Source organism: Halomicronema hongdechloris C2206 (assembly GCF_002075285.3).
Classification (GTDB): domain Bacteria; phylum Cyanobacteriota; class Cyanobacteriia; order Phormidesmidales; family Phormidesmidaceae; genus Halomicronema_B; species Halomicronema_B hongdechloris.
In genome coordinates, this window is sequence record NZ_CP021983.2 from 1,005,812 (window position 1) to 1,022,923 (window position 17,112).

11 protein-coding genes and 1 pseudogene are annotated in these 17,112 nt (G+C 54.3%); 7 read left to right on the forward strand and 5 right to left on the reverse strand.

All coding sequences use genetic code 11. The annotated features are described in order from the left end of the window. Positions 1 to 241: 241 nt before the first annotated feature. Positions 242 to 721 carry a DUF29 domain-containing protein gene (locus XM38_RS04660; RefSeq protein WP_088429214.1) on the reverse strand — a complete coding sequence of 160 codons (480 nt, stop codon included), beginning with the start codon at positions 719 to 721 and terminating at the stop codon, positions 242 to 244. A 174-nt stretch (positions 722 to 895) separates the two neighbouring features. On the opposite strand from XM38_RS04660, the gene XM38_RS04665 reads away from it, so the two are divergent. The 3 genes from XM38_RS04665 (at position 896) to XM38_RS04675 (ending at position 6,914) form a co-directional block, all read left to right on the forward strand. Further along, complete coding sequence (locus tag XM38_RS04665; RefSeq protein ID WP_187329278.1) at positions 896 to 3,115, forward strand: WD40 repeat domain-containing protein; 2,220 nt, start codon at positions 896 to 898, stop codon at positions 3,113 to 3,115. A 114-nt stretch (positions 3,116 to 3,229) separates the two neighbouring features. Then, positions 3,230 to 3,820: a Uma2 family endonuclease gene (locus XM38_RS04670; RefSeq protein ID WP_088429218.1), complete on the forward strand. Its 591-nt coding sequence runs from the start codon at positions 3,230 to 3,232 to the stop codon at positions 3,818 to 3,820. 109 nt (positions 3,821 to 3,929) lie between these two features. After that, the gene (locus XM38_RS04675) at positions 3,930 to 6,914 is read left to right on the forward strand and encodes a WD40 domain-containing protein (RefSeq protein ID WP_080809248.1); all 2,985 of its coding nucleotides are present in this window, start codon (positions 3,930 to 3,932) and stop codon (positions 6,912 to 6,914) included. 429 nt (positions 6,915 to 7,343) lie between these two features. Here the strand turns inward: XM38_RS04675 and XM38_RS04680 are convergent, their stop codons facing one another. Beyond that, positions 7,344 to 7,907 (reverse strand): Uma2 family endonuclease, encoded by a 564-nt coding sequence (locus tag XM38_RS04680; RefSeq protein ID WP_088429222.1) that lies wholly within the window; start codon positions 7,905 to 7,907, stop codon positions 7,344 to 7,346. 145 nt (positions 7,908 to 8,052) lie between these two features. Between XM38_RS04680 and XM38_RS04685 the strand changes: the two genes are divergently transcribed. Continuing rightward, on the forward strand, positions 8,053 to 10,875 hold the full coding sequence (locus XM38_RS04685) for a toll/interleukin-1 receptor domain-containing protein (protein WP_088429224.1): 2,823 nt from the start codon (positions 8,053 to 8,055) through the stop codon (positions 10,873 to 10,875). A 196-nt stretch (positions 10,876 to 11,071) separates the two neighbouring features. Here the strand turns inward: XM38_RS04685 and XM38_RS04690 are convergent. Together XM38_RS04690 and XM38_RS25740 are read right to left on the reverse strand one after the other, a co-directional pair. Then, positions 11,072 to 11,746 (reverse strand): annotated as a pseudogene (locus tag XM38_RS04690) (CHAT domain-containing protein); the annotation flags it as partial. 381 nt (positions 11,747 to 12,127) lie between these two features. After that, the gene (locus XM38_RS25740; protein ID WP_187329580.1) at positions 12,128 to 12,274 is read right to left on the reverse strand and encodes a hypothetical protein; all 147 of its coding nucleotides are present in this window, start codon (positions 12,272 to 12,274) and stop codon (positions 12,128 to 12,130) included. A gap of 99 nt (positions 12,275 to 12,373) precedes the next feature. Here XM38_RS25740 and XM38_RS04695 point away from each other — a divergent pair, with 99 nt between their 5' ends. The 3 genes from XM38_RS04695 (at position 12,374) to XM38_RS04705 (ending at position 14,771) form a co-directional block, all read left to right on the forward strand. Continuing rightward, on the forward strand, positions 12,374 to 13,117 hold the full coding sequence (locus XM38_RS04695) for an SDR family oxidoreductase (RefSeq protein ID WP_080806238.1): 744 nt from the start codon (positions 12,374 to 12,376) through the stop codon (positions 13,115 to 13,117). A gap of 181 nt (positions 13,118 to 13,298) precedes the next feature. Next, positions 13,299 to 14,039 (forward strand): hypothetical protein, encoded by a 741-nt coding sequence (locus XM38_RS04700; RefSeq protein ID WP_088429226.1) that lies wholly within the window; start codon positions 13,299 to 13,301, stop codon positions 14,037 to 14,039. A 102-nt stretch (positions 14,040 to 14,141) separates the two neighbouring features. Then, on the forward strand, positions 14,142 to 14,771 hold the full coding sequence (locus tag XM38_RS04705; RefSeq protein WP_225889185.1) for a MarR family winged helix-turn-helix transcriptional regulator: 630 nt from the start codon (positions 14,142 to 14,144) through the stop codon (positions 14,769 to 14,771). A 105-nt stretch (positions 14,772 to 14,876) separates the two neighbouring features. On the opposite strand, the gene XM38_RS04710 is transcribed toward XM38_RS04705, so the two are convergent. After that, positions 14,877 to 16,991 carry a putative bifunctional diguanylate cyclase/phosphodiesterase gene (locus XM38_RS04710; RefSeq protein ID WP_080806443.1) on the reverse strand — a complete coding sequence of 705 codons (2,115 nt, stop codon included), beginning with the start codon at positions 16,989 to 16,991 and terminating at the stop codon, positions 14,877 to 14,879. Between the last annotated feature and the right edge of the window lie 121 nt (positions 16,992 to 17,112).

Genomic DNA, 17,112 nt, shown 5'->3' on the forward strand with positions numbered 1-17,112 from the left:
GTCTGGAATGGATCCCCCATACTTTGAAGCAACGTCTATGCCCTTCTAGCAGCCCCACCATGACCGACGTTTTTATCTCATACTCCCGTCGAGATAAAGCCTTTGTGCAGGTGCTCAACGACGCCCTAGTCGAGAGGCAAGTATGACGCCTGGGTCGATTGGGAGAATATTCCCCTGACGGCGGATTGGTGGGCGGAAATTGAAGCGGGTATTGAGGGGGCGGATACGTTTATTTAGCCAACTACTTGAAACGATACCCCAGATCCTCAGGAAACCCCTCATCGAAAACCTGCTCCCAAGAGTAGGGACAGTCCTCAGGAAAAGTATCGAGGGACAGTTCAGTTTCCAGAGCGGCCTCTTTGCGAGCGATTTTATATATCTTCTGCAACCAGTCCTGAGTTTGGATCCGCTTCAAACTCGGAGTGTCTTCCAAATAGCTCTGACTGTTGATGCGCTCTCGTTGTATCGTTTTCACCCAACTCCGCGATCGCCGCTCGGGTTGATAGTGCCATTTCAGCAGGTGATGCAAGATTAACCGCACAGCACTCACCAGGCGATCGCGCTCTCGACGCCCCAAATCAATCACCTCTTCAATTAAATGCTCCAAATCCAGCTGGTCAAATTGGCCCCGACGCAGCAGATCAGCCATTAAATTTGACCAAAGGGCGATATCACGTTCGTAGAGAGTGGCTAACTCAGATTGAGTGGGATGGGTCACCATAGCACTGTGACAGCGTGGATAATTAGTCCCATTGTGGCACGGTTAAATCGGGTACGGGATTTTCCGCTTGGGTGGCGAACCCAGTTGAGTGATAGAAGCTCAAAGCCTGCCAAGCGTTCTCGAGGTCAGGACAACAGAGCCGAATTGTGCCGTTTGCATCCCCTGAATGTAACGATGCCTCAGGGGTTGCTATATGTTAGAAGCGTTCGATTTAGCCCAACAGGGAACTATCTTGTCTCCGGTTCTGCTGACTATTCAATTCGCCTCTGGAATTTAGAAAACCAAACATCGACAACGATTGATGACGATGACTTAAACGGATGGATTGAATCGGTTGACTTTCGCCCGGATGGTCAACAATTTGCCGCTGGGTCTTCTGGAGGCATTGCCAAAATTTGGGATTTAGACGGAAATGTTGTACAAACTTTGCCAGGTCATGTCGGAACCGTCAATAGGGCTCGCTTTAGTCCGGATGGACATACTCTAGCTGCCGTCGCAGGTGATGGTCAGGTTCGAGTGTGGTCATTAATGAACAAAGCAATAGCTCAGTTAGACACCCACACAGACGCTCTTTGGAACGTGGATGTTAGTTCTGACGGTACTCAGATTGCGACGGCTTCTGTGGATGGTACAACCCGCATCTGGGATCGGTCAGGCGCAGAAATTCGGCGTCTAGAATTGCCTACTAACCAAGTCTTCAATGATGTTGTCTATAGTCCTGGCGGCAACACTATTGCGACATCAACGATAGATGGCGACATTCAGCTTTGGGATGCAGAAGGCAATCTGGTCAACCGCTTTGCAATGCATGGACAAAGAGTTCTTGGGCTTGACCTAAGCCCGGACGGGAAATATGGTCTCAGCGGTTCTGATGACACCACTGCTAAACTCTGGGACTTAGAGGGCAATGTTCAGGCGGTTGTTAACCATGATGAATGGATTCGAGATGTAGCGTTCAGTCCCGACGGCCAAACCTTTGCCACAACTTCAGAAGACACACTCGCTCGCCTTTGGGATTTAGACGGTAACTTACTTGCTGAGTTTGAAGGTCACGCCGATGGGGTAAATGGCATTAGCTTCAGCCCGGATGGCACTATGCTAGTCACCGCTTCTGATGACAGCACAGTGAAACTCTGGGATGTACAGGGAAATCTAATTCATTCCTTTCAAAAACACCATGGTCGGGTTTGGACAGTGGCGTTTAGCCCGGATGGTGACTCCATTGCCACAGGAACTTCAGAGGGCTATGCTCGCCTGTGGGATTTGGACGGTAACCTAATTGGCGAATTTAAAGGGCATGAGGAAGTGGTCACTGGCGTTGCTTTCAGTCCTGATGGTCAATATTTGATTTCAGCATCTGGTGACAGCACCGCAAAGGTTTGGCGAATCGCCCGCACGCTTGATGATTTGCTAGCTCAAGGGTGTGACTGGTTAGCCGATTATTTGACGCTTCATCCCGATGCGTTAATGGAGCTAGAAAACTGCCAACGCCCAGACCTATTGCCAAAGGCTGCTTCCTACTTGGTGAAAACAGCGATGCAGACTGCACGGACAGGTAATGTGCAACTTGCCCAGCAACAATTGGCAACAGCACTCACGTGGAATCCCGATGTCGATCTTGATCCAGAGACACCTGAGCATGAGCAAAATGCAACTCAGATGGCCCGAAAATTTTCAGCAGCTTATAGTCTCACAGAAGGACAGCGACTCGCACATCAGCTCAAACTTGAAGATGCCACTCAAGCCTATGAAAGAGCTTTAGAGCTTGACGCTGAGGTTGACCTTGATCCACAAACGGATGCGGTTGAGCAAGATGCGGATCTGATCGCCCGTCGATACGTAGCGCTCAGTCTACAGCAGCGAGGGCAACTGCAGGCTCAACAGCTCAAGCTCAAAGCCGCCGTTCAGACCTTGGAAGAGGCACTAGACCTCGATCCCACGATTGACCTCAATCCAGACACAGAAGAAATCGACCAAGATGCCAAAGCAGTAGCTAATCGGTTTTCAGCTCCTGGACATCTGGCAGCAGGACAGCAACAGGTAAAAAATGGTGATGTAGAGGCAGCCGCCCAAGCCTATCAAACGGCTCAGGACTTAGATCCTGACCTTGAAGTTGATCGGAGAGTTTGGGACACACTCTGTTGGTTTGGGAGCGTACAGGGTCAAGCGACTACAGTTCGTTTTGCCTGTGAGAACAAAGCCTATTTTGGCGGGGTTTCCACATTAGATAGTCGCGGCATCGTGCTGGCTCTAGATGGCGATCTTGAAGGGTCCATTGAAAGCTTCCAAGCCTACATTGACGTTCCAGGGCGTAGTCAAGACCGCGTCATCCAAGGTCAAGCCTGGATCAATGCTCTCAAAACAGGGGACAATCCTTTTCTCACGGATGATTAAGCGATCTGAAAAAGTAGAGGAATCGGGACGAAGCACGCATCGCCCCCCGCAATACCCCAATGCGATAATCATGACAGCTGCCTAAGCATCCCTGCTCTCTGGTGAACTAAGACCGTGACCTCGCTAACCTTGCCCCTCAAAATCGATTTGCGGCACGTTCATCTCAGCGATGAACAGTTTTACCAACTCTGTATCAATAATCCAGACTTGACCGTTGAGCGCGATGCCCAAGGAGCCTTAATTCTCATGTCACCAGTAGGGGGGGATGGTGGAAACCAAGAGCTTGAACTCGGCACCGACCTTACTATTTGGAATCGCCGCACCAAACTGGGCAAAGTCTTCAGCTCGTCAACACTGTTTAAGTTACCTGGAGGAGGAGACCGCTCTCCTGATGCCGCTTGGGTAGAACTGTCTCGCTGGCAGGCATTGACGCCAGAACAACGCCGGAAGTTTCCGCCCATTGCCCCAGACTTTGTGATTGAGTTGCGTTCTCCCACCGATTCTCTCTCCATGCTTCAGGAGAAGATGCAGGAGTACATGGACAGTGGTGTACGTCTCGGTTGGCTCATCAACCCTCAAGACCAGCAGGTTGAGATTTATCGACAGGGTCAGGAGAAAGTGGCAGAGTCGCTGCCTACTGAACTTTCAGGTGAATCTGTGCTGCCAGGGTTCGTGTTGTCACTTAATCGGTTTGAGGATGAATAAAGAGAAGACAGGCTGCACCAACGCCCACTAAATTCTGGGCACTAGGAAATCCGGAAGCCATACAGCTTAATTTGAAGGAACTTGATAAGTCGCCATCACAGCCCCCACCATGACCGACGTTTTCATCTCCTACTCCCGTCGAGACAAAGCCTTTGTGCAGGTGCTGAACCAGGCCCTGGTCGAGAGCAAATACGATGCCTGGGTGGATTGGGAGAGCATTCCCCTAACGGCGGACTGGTGGGAGGAGATTAAAGCCGGCATTGAAGCTGCCGACACCTTCATCTTCGTGATGACGCCGGACTCCATCGCCTCAACAGTCTGTCGCCAAGAAGTTGACCATGCCGTTGAGAACAACAAGCGACTGGTCCCAGTGGTGCGGCGAGAAGGGTTTGATATGTCCCTAGTGCATCCGGCGTTAGGAAAACATAACTGGCTGTTCTTCAGGGAAGCGGATGACTTTGACACGGCCTTTCAGTCGTTGGTTGCGACCCTCAACACCGACCTGGCCCATGTGAAGACCCACACGCGGCTGCTGGTGAAAGCTCAAGAGTGGGACAAAAAACAGCGCCGCGATGACTTGCTGCTGCGGGGCGATGAGTTTGTGATTGCCGAAAACTGGCTGGTGGAAGCGTTTCAGCAGCAAAAGGAACCGCTGCCCACGCCGCTGCATAAGGACTACATTCAGGCCGGACGGGAAGCTCAGGAACGAGAGGTCAAGCGAGAGAAGCGCCGGATTTTGCTGCTCAGGTCACTCCTCGCGGTGATGAGTCTGGCGTTTGTCGCGGCTTCGGGGGCGGGCATCTATGCCTATCAGCTTTGGCGAAATGGACAAATTGAACAAATCGAGTCGCTGGCGAAACAGTCCAATGCTGAATTTTTAGCGGGACAAAATACCGATGCGCTGATTACGGCGCTGGAAGCGGGGCATCGATGGGAGAAGTATCCGGAGAGCGATCGCATCTTCGTCCACCAAGTACTTGCACAAGCTGTCAGCGGCATTCGCGAGATCAAGACCCTAGGCGACAATTATGGTGATATTCCGAAGGTTGCGGTTAGCTCCGATGGTAATGTCATGGCCTCTGGCAGCAACGCCGGAGAAATCAAACTCTGGAGCCAGGACGGGAAACTTCTACATGCCATCTCTGCTCATGAAGATGGTATTCGAGGGTTGGTCTTTAGCCCCGATGGCGAGATTTTAGCCTCAGCCAGCCTAGACCAGACGGCAAAGCTCTGGAACCGCCAGGGTGAACTGCTGCATACCCTCGCAGACCATGAGGCTCAGGTTTGGGATGTGGGTTTCAGCCCCGACGGTCAAACTCTGGTGACCTCTAGTAGTGATGCCACGCTCAAACTCTGGAACCGCAACGGTGAGCTGTTGCGGACCTTGACCGATCATGAAGACTCAGTTTGGAATCTGACCTTCAGTACAGATGGCCAGATCATTGGATCCCACAGCGATGACCAGACCGTGAAGCTTTGGAACTGGCAAGGAGAACTCCTCCAAACCCTCTCTGGACACACTGCTGATCCCTGGAGCAAAGCCTTTAGCCCCGATGGAGAACTCATCGCGACTGGTGGAGCCGATCAAACCGTTCGACTCTGGAACCTCAATGGTGAGCTCTTACACACCCTGACCGGCCATGAAGACACTGTACGCCAAGTACTTTTCAGTCCAGATGGGCAGTTGCTCGCCTCAGCGAGTTTCGATAACACGATTAAACTCTGGAGCCGAGAAGGGCGGATCATTAAAACCCTCACAGGCCATACTCAAACTGTGAACTGGATGCAGTTTAGTCAGGATGGCCAAACCCTCGTCTCATCGAGTAGCGACGGCACTCTCAAACAGTGGGGGCGAGATGGAACTTTATTGCAAACATTGACGGGACATACGAGTTGGGTCGGGGATGTTGTTTGGAGTCCAGATGGCCAAACGCTAATATCTGGCAGCGGCGACCGAACCGTCAAGCTTTGGCAATTGGCAGGCAACACCTCAACTACACTCAATGGCCACAATTCATGGGTCAGCGCCGCTCAATATACTCCTGATGGTCAGATGCTGATCACTGGAGAAGGGTATGGCCCACTGAAATTTTGGACTGCTGACGGCGAGCTGATTCGCACCGTTGACGGCCATGGGTATGATGATGGGCTCGGTGACTTCACCGTCAGCCCAGATGGTCAATTCATTGCCTCCATTAGCGATAGCGGGCCAGTTGCCATCCTCTGGAATGCTCAAGGAGAAATATTACACACCCTCGAAGTCGAAGACGGATCTAGACCTCATGTGAGGTTTAGTCCTGATGGAAAAATCCTGCTTACTGCCCGTGGTGGTGTTATCCGCCTTTGGAATTTGGACGGAGAACTCTTGCACACGCTGACTAGCGAGACAGAGTCCGTTCGAGATATTGCCTTTGGTCCTGATAGTCAAACTCTGGTATCGGCTAACAGTGACGGCCCCCTCAAAATGTGGAGTGTCGAGGGTGAATTGTTGAACAGTTTGGGTGATCGAGAAGAACCTTATTATGCAGTAACTTTTAGCCCCGATGGACAGTATCTGGTGGCGGGCAATGAGGACAACACAGTGCAACTTTGGACTGCCAACGGTGAGTTGCTACACACGCTCGCAGGTCATACCGATGCGATAGTAGACGTTCTCTTTAGTTCCGATGGCCAAACGATCATCTCTGCCAGCGAAGATGGCACCGTCAAGTTTTGGAATCTAGAAGGTGAGTTGGTAAATTCGGCGAAGGGCGAGGAAGAAGGAATTTATGAAGGAATTTGGGATCTAGCTTTGAGCCCTGACGGTGAGACGTTGGCGACCGCTGGAGAAGACTATACCGTTAAGCTTTGGTCAATGAAGGGTGAGCTTTTACAGACCTTAGTCGGTCACCAAAACTGGGTAATAGATCTAGAATTCAGTCCCGACGGCAAAACCCTAGCCTCCAGCAGTGCCGACGAAACCGCTATTTTGTGGGACTTGGAAGCGCTGGAGTTTGATGCCCTGATGCAGCGAGGCTGCGAGTGGTGGCGCGAGTACACCGAGTATCAAGACACCCCACCCGACTCGCAACGCGAGATTTGTGACGGCATCTGAGCCAGATGGCTACCCAATGTGATTGCCTTCGTAGGCATCAAAAGCCTCATCAACACTCATCACAGCCATATTGTCACTAAGGGCTTGGGCAAGGATGGGGCGATCGCACGTTATCGTTTGAGTATGTAGAGCACCGGATGACCAGCGAAACTCAGGAGCAAAAGTATGATTGCTCAGCCAGAGACCTCAAAAACCTATTCCCTGGATGACTACCTAGAGTTTGAAACAGCATACTCATCACGTAGAGCATTACGCCAAACGCGACGAGAAACGGTGGATTTTTCAGGAATATGATGAGGCTAACGAGCAGCTTGAACTCGTAACGATTCCTTGGACAATTTCCTTTCAGGAGCTCTACAGCAAGGTCACTTTTATCTCTGAAGACCTTTAATCCAAGGATCATTGATCCAGCTTCATGAATCAACCTCATCACGCAAAAACGCTAGCGATAGGTAATCGGAAGTTAGGCAGCAGGGGAGAGGTCAGGCTGTCATCCACCATCAGCGTGCTCACCCTCTGTAGTTGAGCAGCCTCACGGCGATACACTTCCAGGGTTTGGAGTTGCCAATTCACAACCCAGTATTCTCGAACGCCATGGATGGAATAGAGCTTAAGCTTAAATGCTTTGTCTCGCTGCTCGTTTTGCTCTCCGGGTGACAAGATTTCCACGATTAATTCTGGTGCAACCGTGAGGTGACCCGCTTCGTCAATCCCGTTTGCAAGACGGTCTTGGCTAATCCACACGACATCGGGAATCACCGCATCGGTAGGAGAGAAGACCACCCCTGGTGTTTGAAATGCGCTGCCCAAGCCCGTTTCTTCTGACCAAAGCTCTAGGCGAACATGAATTTTACCCGCAGCGCTCTGATGGCGAATGTGGGGAGCGCGGGTCATAAACAGGTCTCCATCAATGATTTCATAGCGCTTCCAGCCGCCGTCATCGGGCATAAACTGAATGTCGTCAACGGTCCAGCGGAGAGGTTGAGTGACCATCGGCTTCACAACTGAGCAATGATTACACTTTAGCTGAGACGGATTAGCGAGTATTGGCCGCGTGGCATAGGCAGACCGCATCTCCCGGAATCATCAATTATTGTTATGAAGAGCTCCCGTAGCCGCTCCGCATTCATCATCGATCATGACTGACGTTTTCATTTCTTATTCCCGTCGGGACAAAGCCTTTGTGCAGGTGCTGAATCAGGCCCTGGTCGAGAGCAAATACGATGCCTGGATAGATTGGGAAGATATTCCCCTGACGGCGGACTGGTGGGAAGAGATCAAAGCCGGCATTGAGGCAGCCGACACCTTTATTTTTGTCATCAGCCCCGACTCCATCGCCTCCAAGGTCTGCAGGCAGGAGATCGACCATGCCGTGGCCAACAACAAGCGGCTGATGCCCATCGTGCGGCGGGAAGGCTTTGATATGGCCCTGGTGCATCCAGCCCTGGGCAAGGCCAACTGGCTATTTTTCAAGGAAGAGGACGATTTTAACGTTGCCTTTCAGTCCCTGGTGAGCGCTCTGGATACGGATCTGACCCATGTGAAAGAACACACCCGTATCTTGGTGAAAGCCCTGGAATGGGAGAAAAAGCGACGGCGGGAAGATCTGCTGCTGCGTGGGCAGGAACTAGAAGAGGTGATCCAGTGGCTGACGCAAAATGCCGAGAAAGAGCCTCGCTCTACTCAACTGCAACGGGACTATATCAATGCCAGTCGGTTGCAGGCAGCGGCCCAACAGCAGGCAAAACTTGCCCATGAGGCTATGGTGCGTCGGCGGATTACGCGGGCGCTCGTGGCCGCCGTCGGGGGCTTAGTGGTTGCAGTAGGCCTCGGTCTGACGGCGTTCCAGCAATATCGACGGGCCGAAGCTCAGCGGCAGGAGGCGATCCTCGGTGAAATTCAGGCCCAGGTGACGTCGGCCGATGCCTTGCTGGATACTCAGCAGCCTCTGGATGCCCTGCTGGAAACTCTGAGCGCCGCTGGTAATCTCCAATTGCTGCAGCAGCTTGACCCGCTCCTGGCTGCCAAACTCAAGGCGGTGCTGCATCGGGCTATTTTTAGCCTGCGAGAACGCAACCGTCTGGTGGGTCACCGCAACTACTGGGCGACGGCGGTGAGTTTCCATCCGGATGGGGAGCGGCTTGTCTCCAGTGGAATGGATGGCACGGTGCAACTGTGGAGTCTCGAGGGAGAGCGGTTGCAGACGTTTTCCGGCCACCAAGCCGGTGTCTATGACTTGAGTATCAGCCCTGACGGCCAGTCCTTGGCCTCCGCCAGCTATGACGGCACCGTGAAGCTCTGGCGTCTGGATGGTCAGCTGCTGCACACCTGGGACGGGCATCAGCAACGGGTCACCAGTGTGCGATTTAGTCCTGATGGTAACCGGTTAGCCACAACCAGCGACGATCGCACCATTCAGCTGATCGATCTAGACAGTCGACAAGTCCAGAGCCTTGAGGGCCATGGCAGAGGCGTTCATGCCATTGACTGGAGCCCGGACGGTAACCAGCTGGTCTCGATTGATTACTCGGGGTATATCAGGCTTTGGGGCAAAGACGGCAGGGAGATGGCTGTGGCCTCGACGCCGGTGGACAGTAACACCTTTCTGCCCCGGGTAGGATTCAGCCGGGATGGCCAGCGTATCTTGGCCACGGGAGGTGCGAATGCCAAGGTGTCGCTATGGGATTTGGCCCTAACCCGGCAATCGCAGGACTTTGCAGGAAAAGGCTATCTGGTGTCCAGCTTTGCTGTCAGCCCGGATGGCCAGGTAGTTGCGATCGCAGGTGAAGCCAACAGCCTCACCGGCGGCTCCAGCATTGTGCTGCAGGATCCAGCCGGGAATCCCTTAGGGGAACTGCGGGGCCATGTCTCCCGCATCAACGACGTGAGCTTTAGTCCGGATGGCAGCCTGTTGGCCTCGGCTGCCTTCGACGGCACCGTCAGGCTGTGGGATCTGACGCCAGATACCCCGCATCGCTTGATCGGCCATGAGGGCGGCGTCAATAGCATCGTCTACTCCCCGGATGGCCACTACTTAGCCTCCACCGGCGAGGATGGCACCGCCCGGGTGTGGACCCCTGATGGCGAGGAATGGCAGCGGTTTGCCGCCTCGGAGCACGGCCCAGTCAGTGAGGTGAGCTTCGGCTCAGACAGCCGCTGGCTGGTCCTGGGTTACGACGATGGCACCGTGACGCTGAATGATCTGACCACGGACATGACTCGCGAGCTGGCGCTACATCAGGACGCTGTGCGTAGCCTGGACGTCAGCCCCGGTCATAATCTGTTGGCCTCCTCCAGCGCCGACGGCACCGTTAAGGTGACTAATCTGGACGGGGAGGCGATGGCTACCTATGAGCAACCCCAGGCAGATATTTATCGAGTCCGGTTTAGCCCCGACGGCGAGAGGGTCGCCTTCACCTACAACACCGAGGCAGCCAGCCATGTGTTGCTGTGGCAGTGGCACACGAATGACACCCAGTCGTTCCAGGTGGGGGGCTTTGGCGGCGGCAGTTTCAGAATTACCGACATGGCCTTCAGCCCCGACGGCAAGACATTGGGAACCACCAACTGGGAAGGGATCGTCCATCTCTGGGACGTTCAGACCGGAGAGCAGATCTCTTTCTTCGCCGGCGACGATGGCCCCGTCAGGACGCTTAGTTTTTCCCCGGATGGCACCCTGCTGGCCGCCTCTAGTGGAGGTTTCGTGCGTCTCTGGACCCTCACCGGAGAGCAAGTCCAGCGATTCTATGACACCCAACGGGTTCACGATATGACGTTTAGCCCCGATGGCCACACCCTGGCTGCAGCCAATGCCGACGGTACGATCACGCTGTTTAACCTGAACTTAGAGGCGCTGACTGCCCAGGGCTGTAGCCTGCTGGCTACCTATCTGCAAAGCCATAGGGCTGTTGCTGAAACCCTGACGATTTGCCAAGGTTATAGCGCTGGCCAGTCAGCTTAGGACATGGTTGATCGTCCAATAGCCCAGTCTAGGGGGGCTGACTGGCTCGCCACCGCACAGAGCATTGTGGCGGTGGTATAGCCTGAACTGGCCTGCAGCGATGGGTCATTCCGGGCAAAGACAGCGTCATACGGTTTCGGGTTCGGCGAGCCACCCATGATGGATTGATAGCCTTTGTCCTATCCATCAACCGGGCCTAAAGCGGCCGCCAGTCTCCTGCCAGGATGAAGGCGGCCCAGTAGTAGGGCCGACTATACCGCCCACCTTCACGAATCATCTCTAACTGCACTGCTCGCAGGGCTTCGCTACGGCCCATACCCGCCATCAGCTTTTCGTAGTACCGCGCCATCAAGCTCTGGGTACCAAAATCACTTACCTGCCAGAGACTCATGAGCTGAGACTCGGCCCCGGCGATGGCAAAGGCCCGCCGCAGACCATAGACCCCTTCGCCATTGGCGATGTCTCCCAAGCCGGTATCGCAGGCGGAGAGCACCACCAGCTGAGTGCCAAACAGGTTGAGGTTGGCGGCTTCCAAGGCGGTGAAGACCCCGTCTTCGTCACCGCTGCGGCGGGTGTTGAATCCGGCCAGGGCCAGGCCCGAGCGCAGCAGGGGATTTTCCACCGGGGCCGTTAAGCGGGGCAGCGCCCGCAACCCATCAGCCGCGGCCAGGCTCAGGCCACGTCTCTCCTCGGCCACCGAAATAGGGTGATCTTCCAAGAAGAAGCCGTGGGTGGCGATGTGGAGAATGCGCGGCGCCTGCACCTGTTTCAAGGCATTTTCGGTGGCGGTGTCTTCCATCAGGACGGTGGCGTTGGGGAGCAGGGATTGGATGGCTTTGGCTTCGGCGGCAGTGCCGGGTAACGGTTCGACCTGAAGTTGGCTGAGATCGGTGGAGCGGCGGTTCGTCTCGACTCCGCTCGACGACCGCTCGCCCCGGCTCTCTAGCTCCTCCGGAGCAGAGTCGTTGGCGAAGCTACTCAGGGAGCTTCCAGTTACCGAGTCGAGCCCCGAGCGGAGTCGAGGGGCGGCTTGCTCTTAACTTATTCAGCCTAAGGTTGAGGAAAGTGACCTTGAGGCATTGCAGGGGCTTCACCACTGTGGAGTCAGGACAGCCCCTGGACCATGCGGGAATGACGGATACGAGGTCTTCGTAGGCCGATGTCAGCAACACCTCTACATCAATCAAAAACCGCCCGCAGTAGGAGGCCACGGGCGATTGAGTCAAGAGAGATCACACAAACTAGGAGTACCTTACGCAGCGGGGCGGCGGGGGCGCTTGCGCTCAGACTTTTTCTTGAAGCCGATGGCTTGGGCTTCGTCACTGTCGGAGCCAAACTGTCCGCGCACGCCTTCCTTCATGGCCAGGAGCAGACGGATTTGCTGCCAACACAACCGCATCGGGAATGCCTTTTGAGGAGAGGGGTTGACATTATACAGACCTGTCTACATAATCAATTTAGACAGACTGTTCTACCTACTCACCGCAGGAGATTTCCCATGTCGTTTGATATTCACGGCAAAGTCGCCCTCGTGACCGGTGCCAACCGAGGCATCGGCAAGGCCACCGTAGAGTCGCTCATCCAGCATGGCGTGACCAAGGTGTATGCCGCTGTTCGCAATCTCGACTCGGCCACTTCCCTGGTAGAAGCCTACGGCGACAGACTGGTGGCTTTGAAACTTGATCTGAATCAGCCTGATACCATCATCCAAGCCGCTCAGACGGCACCAGACGTGCAGTTAGTTGTGAACAATGCTGGCATCCTGCGCAACGCTAATCCCTTAGCAGACGACGCCATCGCAGCCCTGCAATCCGAGATCGAGATCAATGTTTTTGGGTTAATGCGCATGGCCCAGGCCTTTGCTCCCGTGTTAAAGGCCAATGGTGGTGGAGCCTTTGTCCAACTCAACTCGGTGGCCTCCATGAAGAGCTTTGCGGACTTTGCCACCTATTCGGCTTCAAAAGCGGCAGCCTACTCTATTACCCAAGCTCTGCGAGACGTGCTGGCATCCCAGGGCACTGCCGTCCTCAGCGTCCACCCTGGCCCTATTGCCACTGAAATGGCCCAGGATGCTGGATTGGCTGAGATCGCTGAATCCCCCTCTCTGGTCAGCGAAGGGATTGTTGCCGCCCTCAACGACGGTAAATTGCATCTCTTTCCCGACACCATGGCCAAGCAAATCGGGGAGGCCTATCAGCCCTTCGCCATCAATATCGTCGAAGCCGATTTGATGGCAGGATAGTCGTCTATTTCCTGACAGGGCAAGTGCCTAGGCATTGCCTACCTCCTCTGATCGATGAGCTCGATGGGCTATCCACCGGTTGTGATCCCACCAGACGATTTGCATTGACAGCGCAATAGCTTACCCCTAGTATTTAGGAGTCCTAATTTTAGGACTCCTAAATAAATGAGAGGTGTTTTCCATGCGTTTTATTCTGAGTGTGCTCTGTATGTGTACGCTAATCAGTGCAGTGGCTGCTCCGGAGGTGGCTCATGCCCAGGCAGTCGAGGCGATCCCTAGCACCGAGGATCTGCAACTCCGCTCTACCCAGGTTCGCTATCTGGAACGCTTAGATTTATTGGTGTTTGAGCAGCAGGTCGATGGCTCGATCGGAGCGACCTTGCCGCAACCCGTGGGGCAGCTAGATGGAGCGCCGGTGCTCGCCTATGTGTTTCCCACCACCTTATCCCCTGAAGATGTTGGCTTTAGTGCCACTGACGGTACCGTGGCCTTAGCGGTGACCTCCCATCCAGATTTTGATGACACCCCTTTGTGGGATGAAAATAGCGATCGCAACTATGACAACGACGGCAGGACTTGGCATACTCACTGGGTCGTGCTGGTGCCCGACGAGCGGGTTCCTGGCGGCCTCAAGGTGAAAGAATATGTCCCAGAAACCGACAGTGTGGTGCTGCCTCCCACCAACCCTGGCATGCCCATGTTTCTAGATTCCCCCGGGTTTTCAGTCGTCACCCAGGAGGACTGGCTACGAGTCATGATCCCTGCCCAGCGCGTCAGTCACAACACGGATTTCACCTTCGATGGGGTCACTGCCTACATGGAAGTCAATACTAGCGATGACAGTCGTCCGCTGCTGGGGGTTTATGCTGTGTATAGCATTGCTTCAGGAGATTTGAGTCTGCCCTTTGCGGTAGACAAGTGAGAGATCGCCTGAGTCAAGAAGCGATGGGTTAGGTCCAGATCTCGAGGTGAACTTGGTTTAGGATCAAGCCACAACTGACTGCATATTTATCCAGCGAATTCCTTGAGCCCAGCTTCCGTCGACTCAGCCAACAACGCCCTAGCGCAAAAAGTGATGGTGGGGCTAACCAAAATTGGCCTCGCCATTAAAAGCCAGAATTGGCAAGCAGCTGATGCCTTGGGGCTATCGCCCACCCAAGGGCATATTTTGGCCTTGTTGCAGCATCCCCACGGCAGCGGCACTATGCGGTTGGGAGATATTGCCCAGGCTTTAGCGATCACGCCAGCCACCGCCAGTGATGCTGTCCGCGTCTTAGTGGATAAGGGGCTGGTGCAAAAGAAACGGGCCGCCGATGATCGGCGAGCGATTGCCATTGGGCTTACCTCTGCTGGCCAGCAACAGGCCGCCGTTATTGCTGACTGGTCAGACTTTTTGCTCACCGCGGTCAACCAACTCTCAGCAGAGGAACAAGCCATCTTTCTGCAGGGATTAATTAAGATTATTGGGAATCTGCAGCAGCAGGGAAAAATTTCTGTGGCCCGCATGTGCATTACCTGTCAACACTTTCGGCCCAATGCCCATACCGATGCCCGCCATCCCCACCATTGCACCTTTATCGATGCCCCCATTGGTGGCAATCAGCTCCAAATCGACTGCCCCGATTATCTAGCAACACCATCGACATCAACATAATCGGGGATGACAATGCCTCTAGTATTGTAGGGAGCCGTAACCGCGATCAAATTGCCTGGTTGCAGGGGAGCTGGAAACCGCATAGGAGAGGTTGGGCACCCTTGTCTACGGCGAGGAATACCCAGGCCAGGTCATGGGAAAGGCATCTGCCATGGCACTGGTGACGGGCCTAGAGAAGAAGTAGCCCTGCACTAAGTCACACTGCAGAGACTGCAACAGTCTACATTGATCTGGGGTCTCGACTCCCTCGGCGATGACTTTTTTGTCGAGGGCACGGGCTAACAGCAGAATGGTGCGGACAATTTCTAGGCTTTTTGGGTCGGTCTCGAGGTTCTGAATGAAGCTGCGGTCAATTTTTAGGGTGTCTACGGGAAAGCCGTGGAGATAACTCAGGGAGGAATAGCCGGTGCCAAAGTCATCCAGGGCTAATTGGATGCCCAGGGACTTGAGGTGCTCTAGGACCGTTGCCGCAGATTTGGGATTATGAATAATAGCGCTTTCTGTAATTTCGAATTTTAAGCGGTGAGCAGCGATGCCGGTTTCGGCGAGAATGGTTTCCACCTGCTGCACAAAGTTGGGTTGGGCAAATTGGCGGCTGGAGAAATTGATACTGAAGAGTAGATGCGATCGCAGATCAGACTCAGCATCCCAGCTCTGTATCTGACGACAGGTTTCCCGCAGCACCCACCAATCCAGTAATACCGATAGTCCCGTTTCCTCGGCCATTGGCATAAATTCATCCGGCGTAATCAAGCCCCGTTGGGGATGTTGCCATCGCACCAAGGCTTCCATCCCCGTCATCGCCCCATCTGCCAGAGACACGATCGGTTGATAAAACACCTGCAATTCCGACCGCTCAATGGCCTGTCGGAGTTCTCCCTCCATCCGCAAGGCCGCCTGGATCTGAGCCCCCATGGCGCTGTCAAAAATCTCATAACTACCGATGCCCCAGTGCTTAGCCCGATACATGGCAATATCGGCCGCCTGCAATATCTCCTCATCCCCGAGATGGGATTGGGAGCTAAGGACGATGCCAATACTGGCATTGGCAAAGAGTTCATGGCCAGCGACCATCAAGGGTTGGGCGAATACCTCAAGAATTCGTTCCGCCACTCGACAGGCTTGCCGTAGATCCTGCAGATCCGCCAGCACAATGGCAAACTCATCACCCCCCATGCGGGCGACAAAATCCACATCTCGCACGCAGCTTAATAGCTGCTGAGCCACGCCCATCAAGAGCTGATCCCCGGCGGCATGGCCAAGGCTGTCATTGACTGCCTTGAAGCGATCCAAATCCAAAAACAGCAGGCCAAACTGATAGCTGGGGTCCCGCCGGGCCCGCTTAATCTCCTCGTCCAGGCGCGTCAGCAACCAGGCCCGGTTCGGCAGATTTGTGAGGGCATCGTGCAGGGCCTGATGCCGCAGTAACTCCGTTGCCTGGCGCCTTTCCGTCACATCTTGAAAGACCATGACTGCCCCGGTGATATTGCCGCGGGCGCTGCGAATAGGCGAGGCACTATCGCCCACCGGAATTTTATGACCGCTGGTACTCAATAGCAGCGCATTATTAGGCAGGTAAACGGTGCGTTCATCGGCTAAGGCCTGGGTAATCGGATGGGGAATGCTGGCTTCGGTGTCTTGGCTGATAAAGGGCAGTATCAGCTCAACCGGCCTACCACAGGCGACCTCAATGTCCCATCCCGTCAGCCCTTGGGCTACCTGGTTCATAAAGGTGACACGTCCCTGCTGATCCGTCGCTACTACCCCATCCCCCATGCTGCCTAGGATGGTAGCCAGCCATTCCTGTTTCTGTTGCAGTTGCTGCTCTATCTGATGCTTATACAGCGCAATTTCGATGGTGGTGCGTAATTCCCGTTCTTCAAAGGGCTTCAGGATATAGCCAAAGGGACCTGTGAGCTTGGCTCGGGCCAGGGTGTGTTCATCGGCATGGGCGGTGAGATAGATGATCGGAATCTCAAATTGAGCCGAGATTTCGTGGGCCGCCATGATCCCATCCATCTCGCCAATCAGATGAATATCCATCAAAATCAAATCCGGCTGGAGTTCAGCTGCCTTCAGAATTGCCTGCTCACCGGCGTCAACAATCTCAGGAACAACGTAGCCCAGGTCTTCCAGGATAGCTTGGATATCCCGGGCTATCAGTCTCTCGTCTTCCACCACCAGAATGGTTGCCATGGAGCGGGTAGGGTCACCAGTCATCAAAATCATGGCAGTGTACCGAGCCTATTCTGTCAAAAGAGTTACGCGGGGATCACACTCTAGCGGGGAACTCGGAAAGACAGACGATTGCCAGGGAGATTGAGGCAGGCTAACTGGCCAG

What these genes read in the sequence shown, in the direction of transcription:
- XM38_RS04700 (WP_088429226.1), top strand. Translation starts at nt 13,299, where the DNA reads ATGCGTTTTATTCTGAGTGTGCTCTGTATGTGTACGCTAATCAGTGCA.
- XM38_RS04675 (WP_080809248.1), top strand. Translation starts at nt 3,930, where the DNA reads ATGACCGACGTTTTCATCTCCTACTCCCGTCGAGACAAAGCCTTTGTG.
- XM38_RS04685 (WP_088429224.1), top strand. Translation starts at nt 8,053, where the DNA reads ATGACTGACGTTTTCATTTCTTATTCCCGTCGGGACAAAGCCTTTGTG.
- XM38_RS25740 (WP_187329580.1), bottom strand. Translation starts at nt 12,274, where the DNA reads ATGCGGTTGTGTTGGCAGCAAATCCGTCTGCTCCTGGCCATGAAGGAA.
- XM38_RS04710 (WP_080806443.1), bottom strand. Translation starts at nt 16,991, where the DNA reads ATGACTGGTGACCCTACCCGCTCCATGGCAACCATTCTGGTGGTGGAA.
- XM38_RS04680 (WP_088429222.1), bottom strand. Translation starts at nt 7,907, where the DNA reads ATGGTCACTCAACCTCTCCGCTGGACCGTTGACGACATTCAGTTTATG.
- XM38_RS04695 (WP_080806238.1), top strand. Translation starts at nt 12,374, where the DNA reads ATGTCGTTTGATATTCACGGCAAAGTCGCCCTCGTGACCGGTGCCAAC.
- XM38_RS04660 (WP_088429214.1), bottom strand. Translation starts at nt 721, where the DNA reads ATGGTGACCCATCCCACTCAATCTGAGTTAGCCACTCTCTACGAACGT.
- XM38_RS04665 (WP_187329278.1), top strand. Translation starts at nt 896, where the DNA reads ATGCCTCAGGGGTTGCTATATGTTAGAAGCGTTCGATTTAGCCCAACA.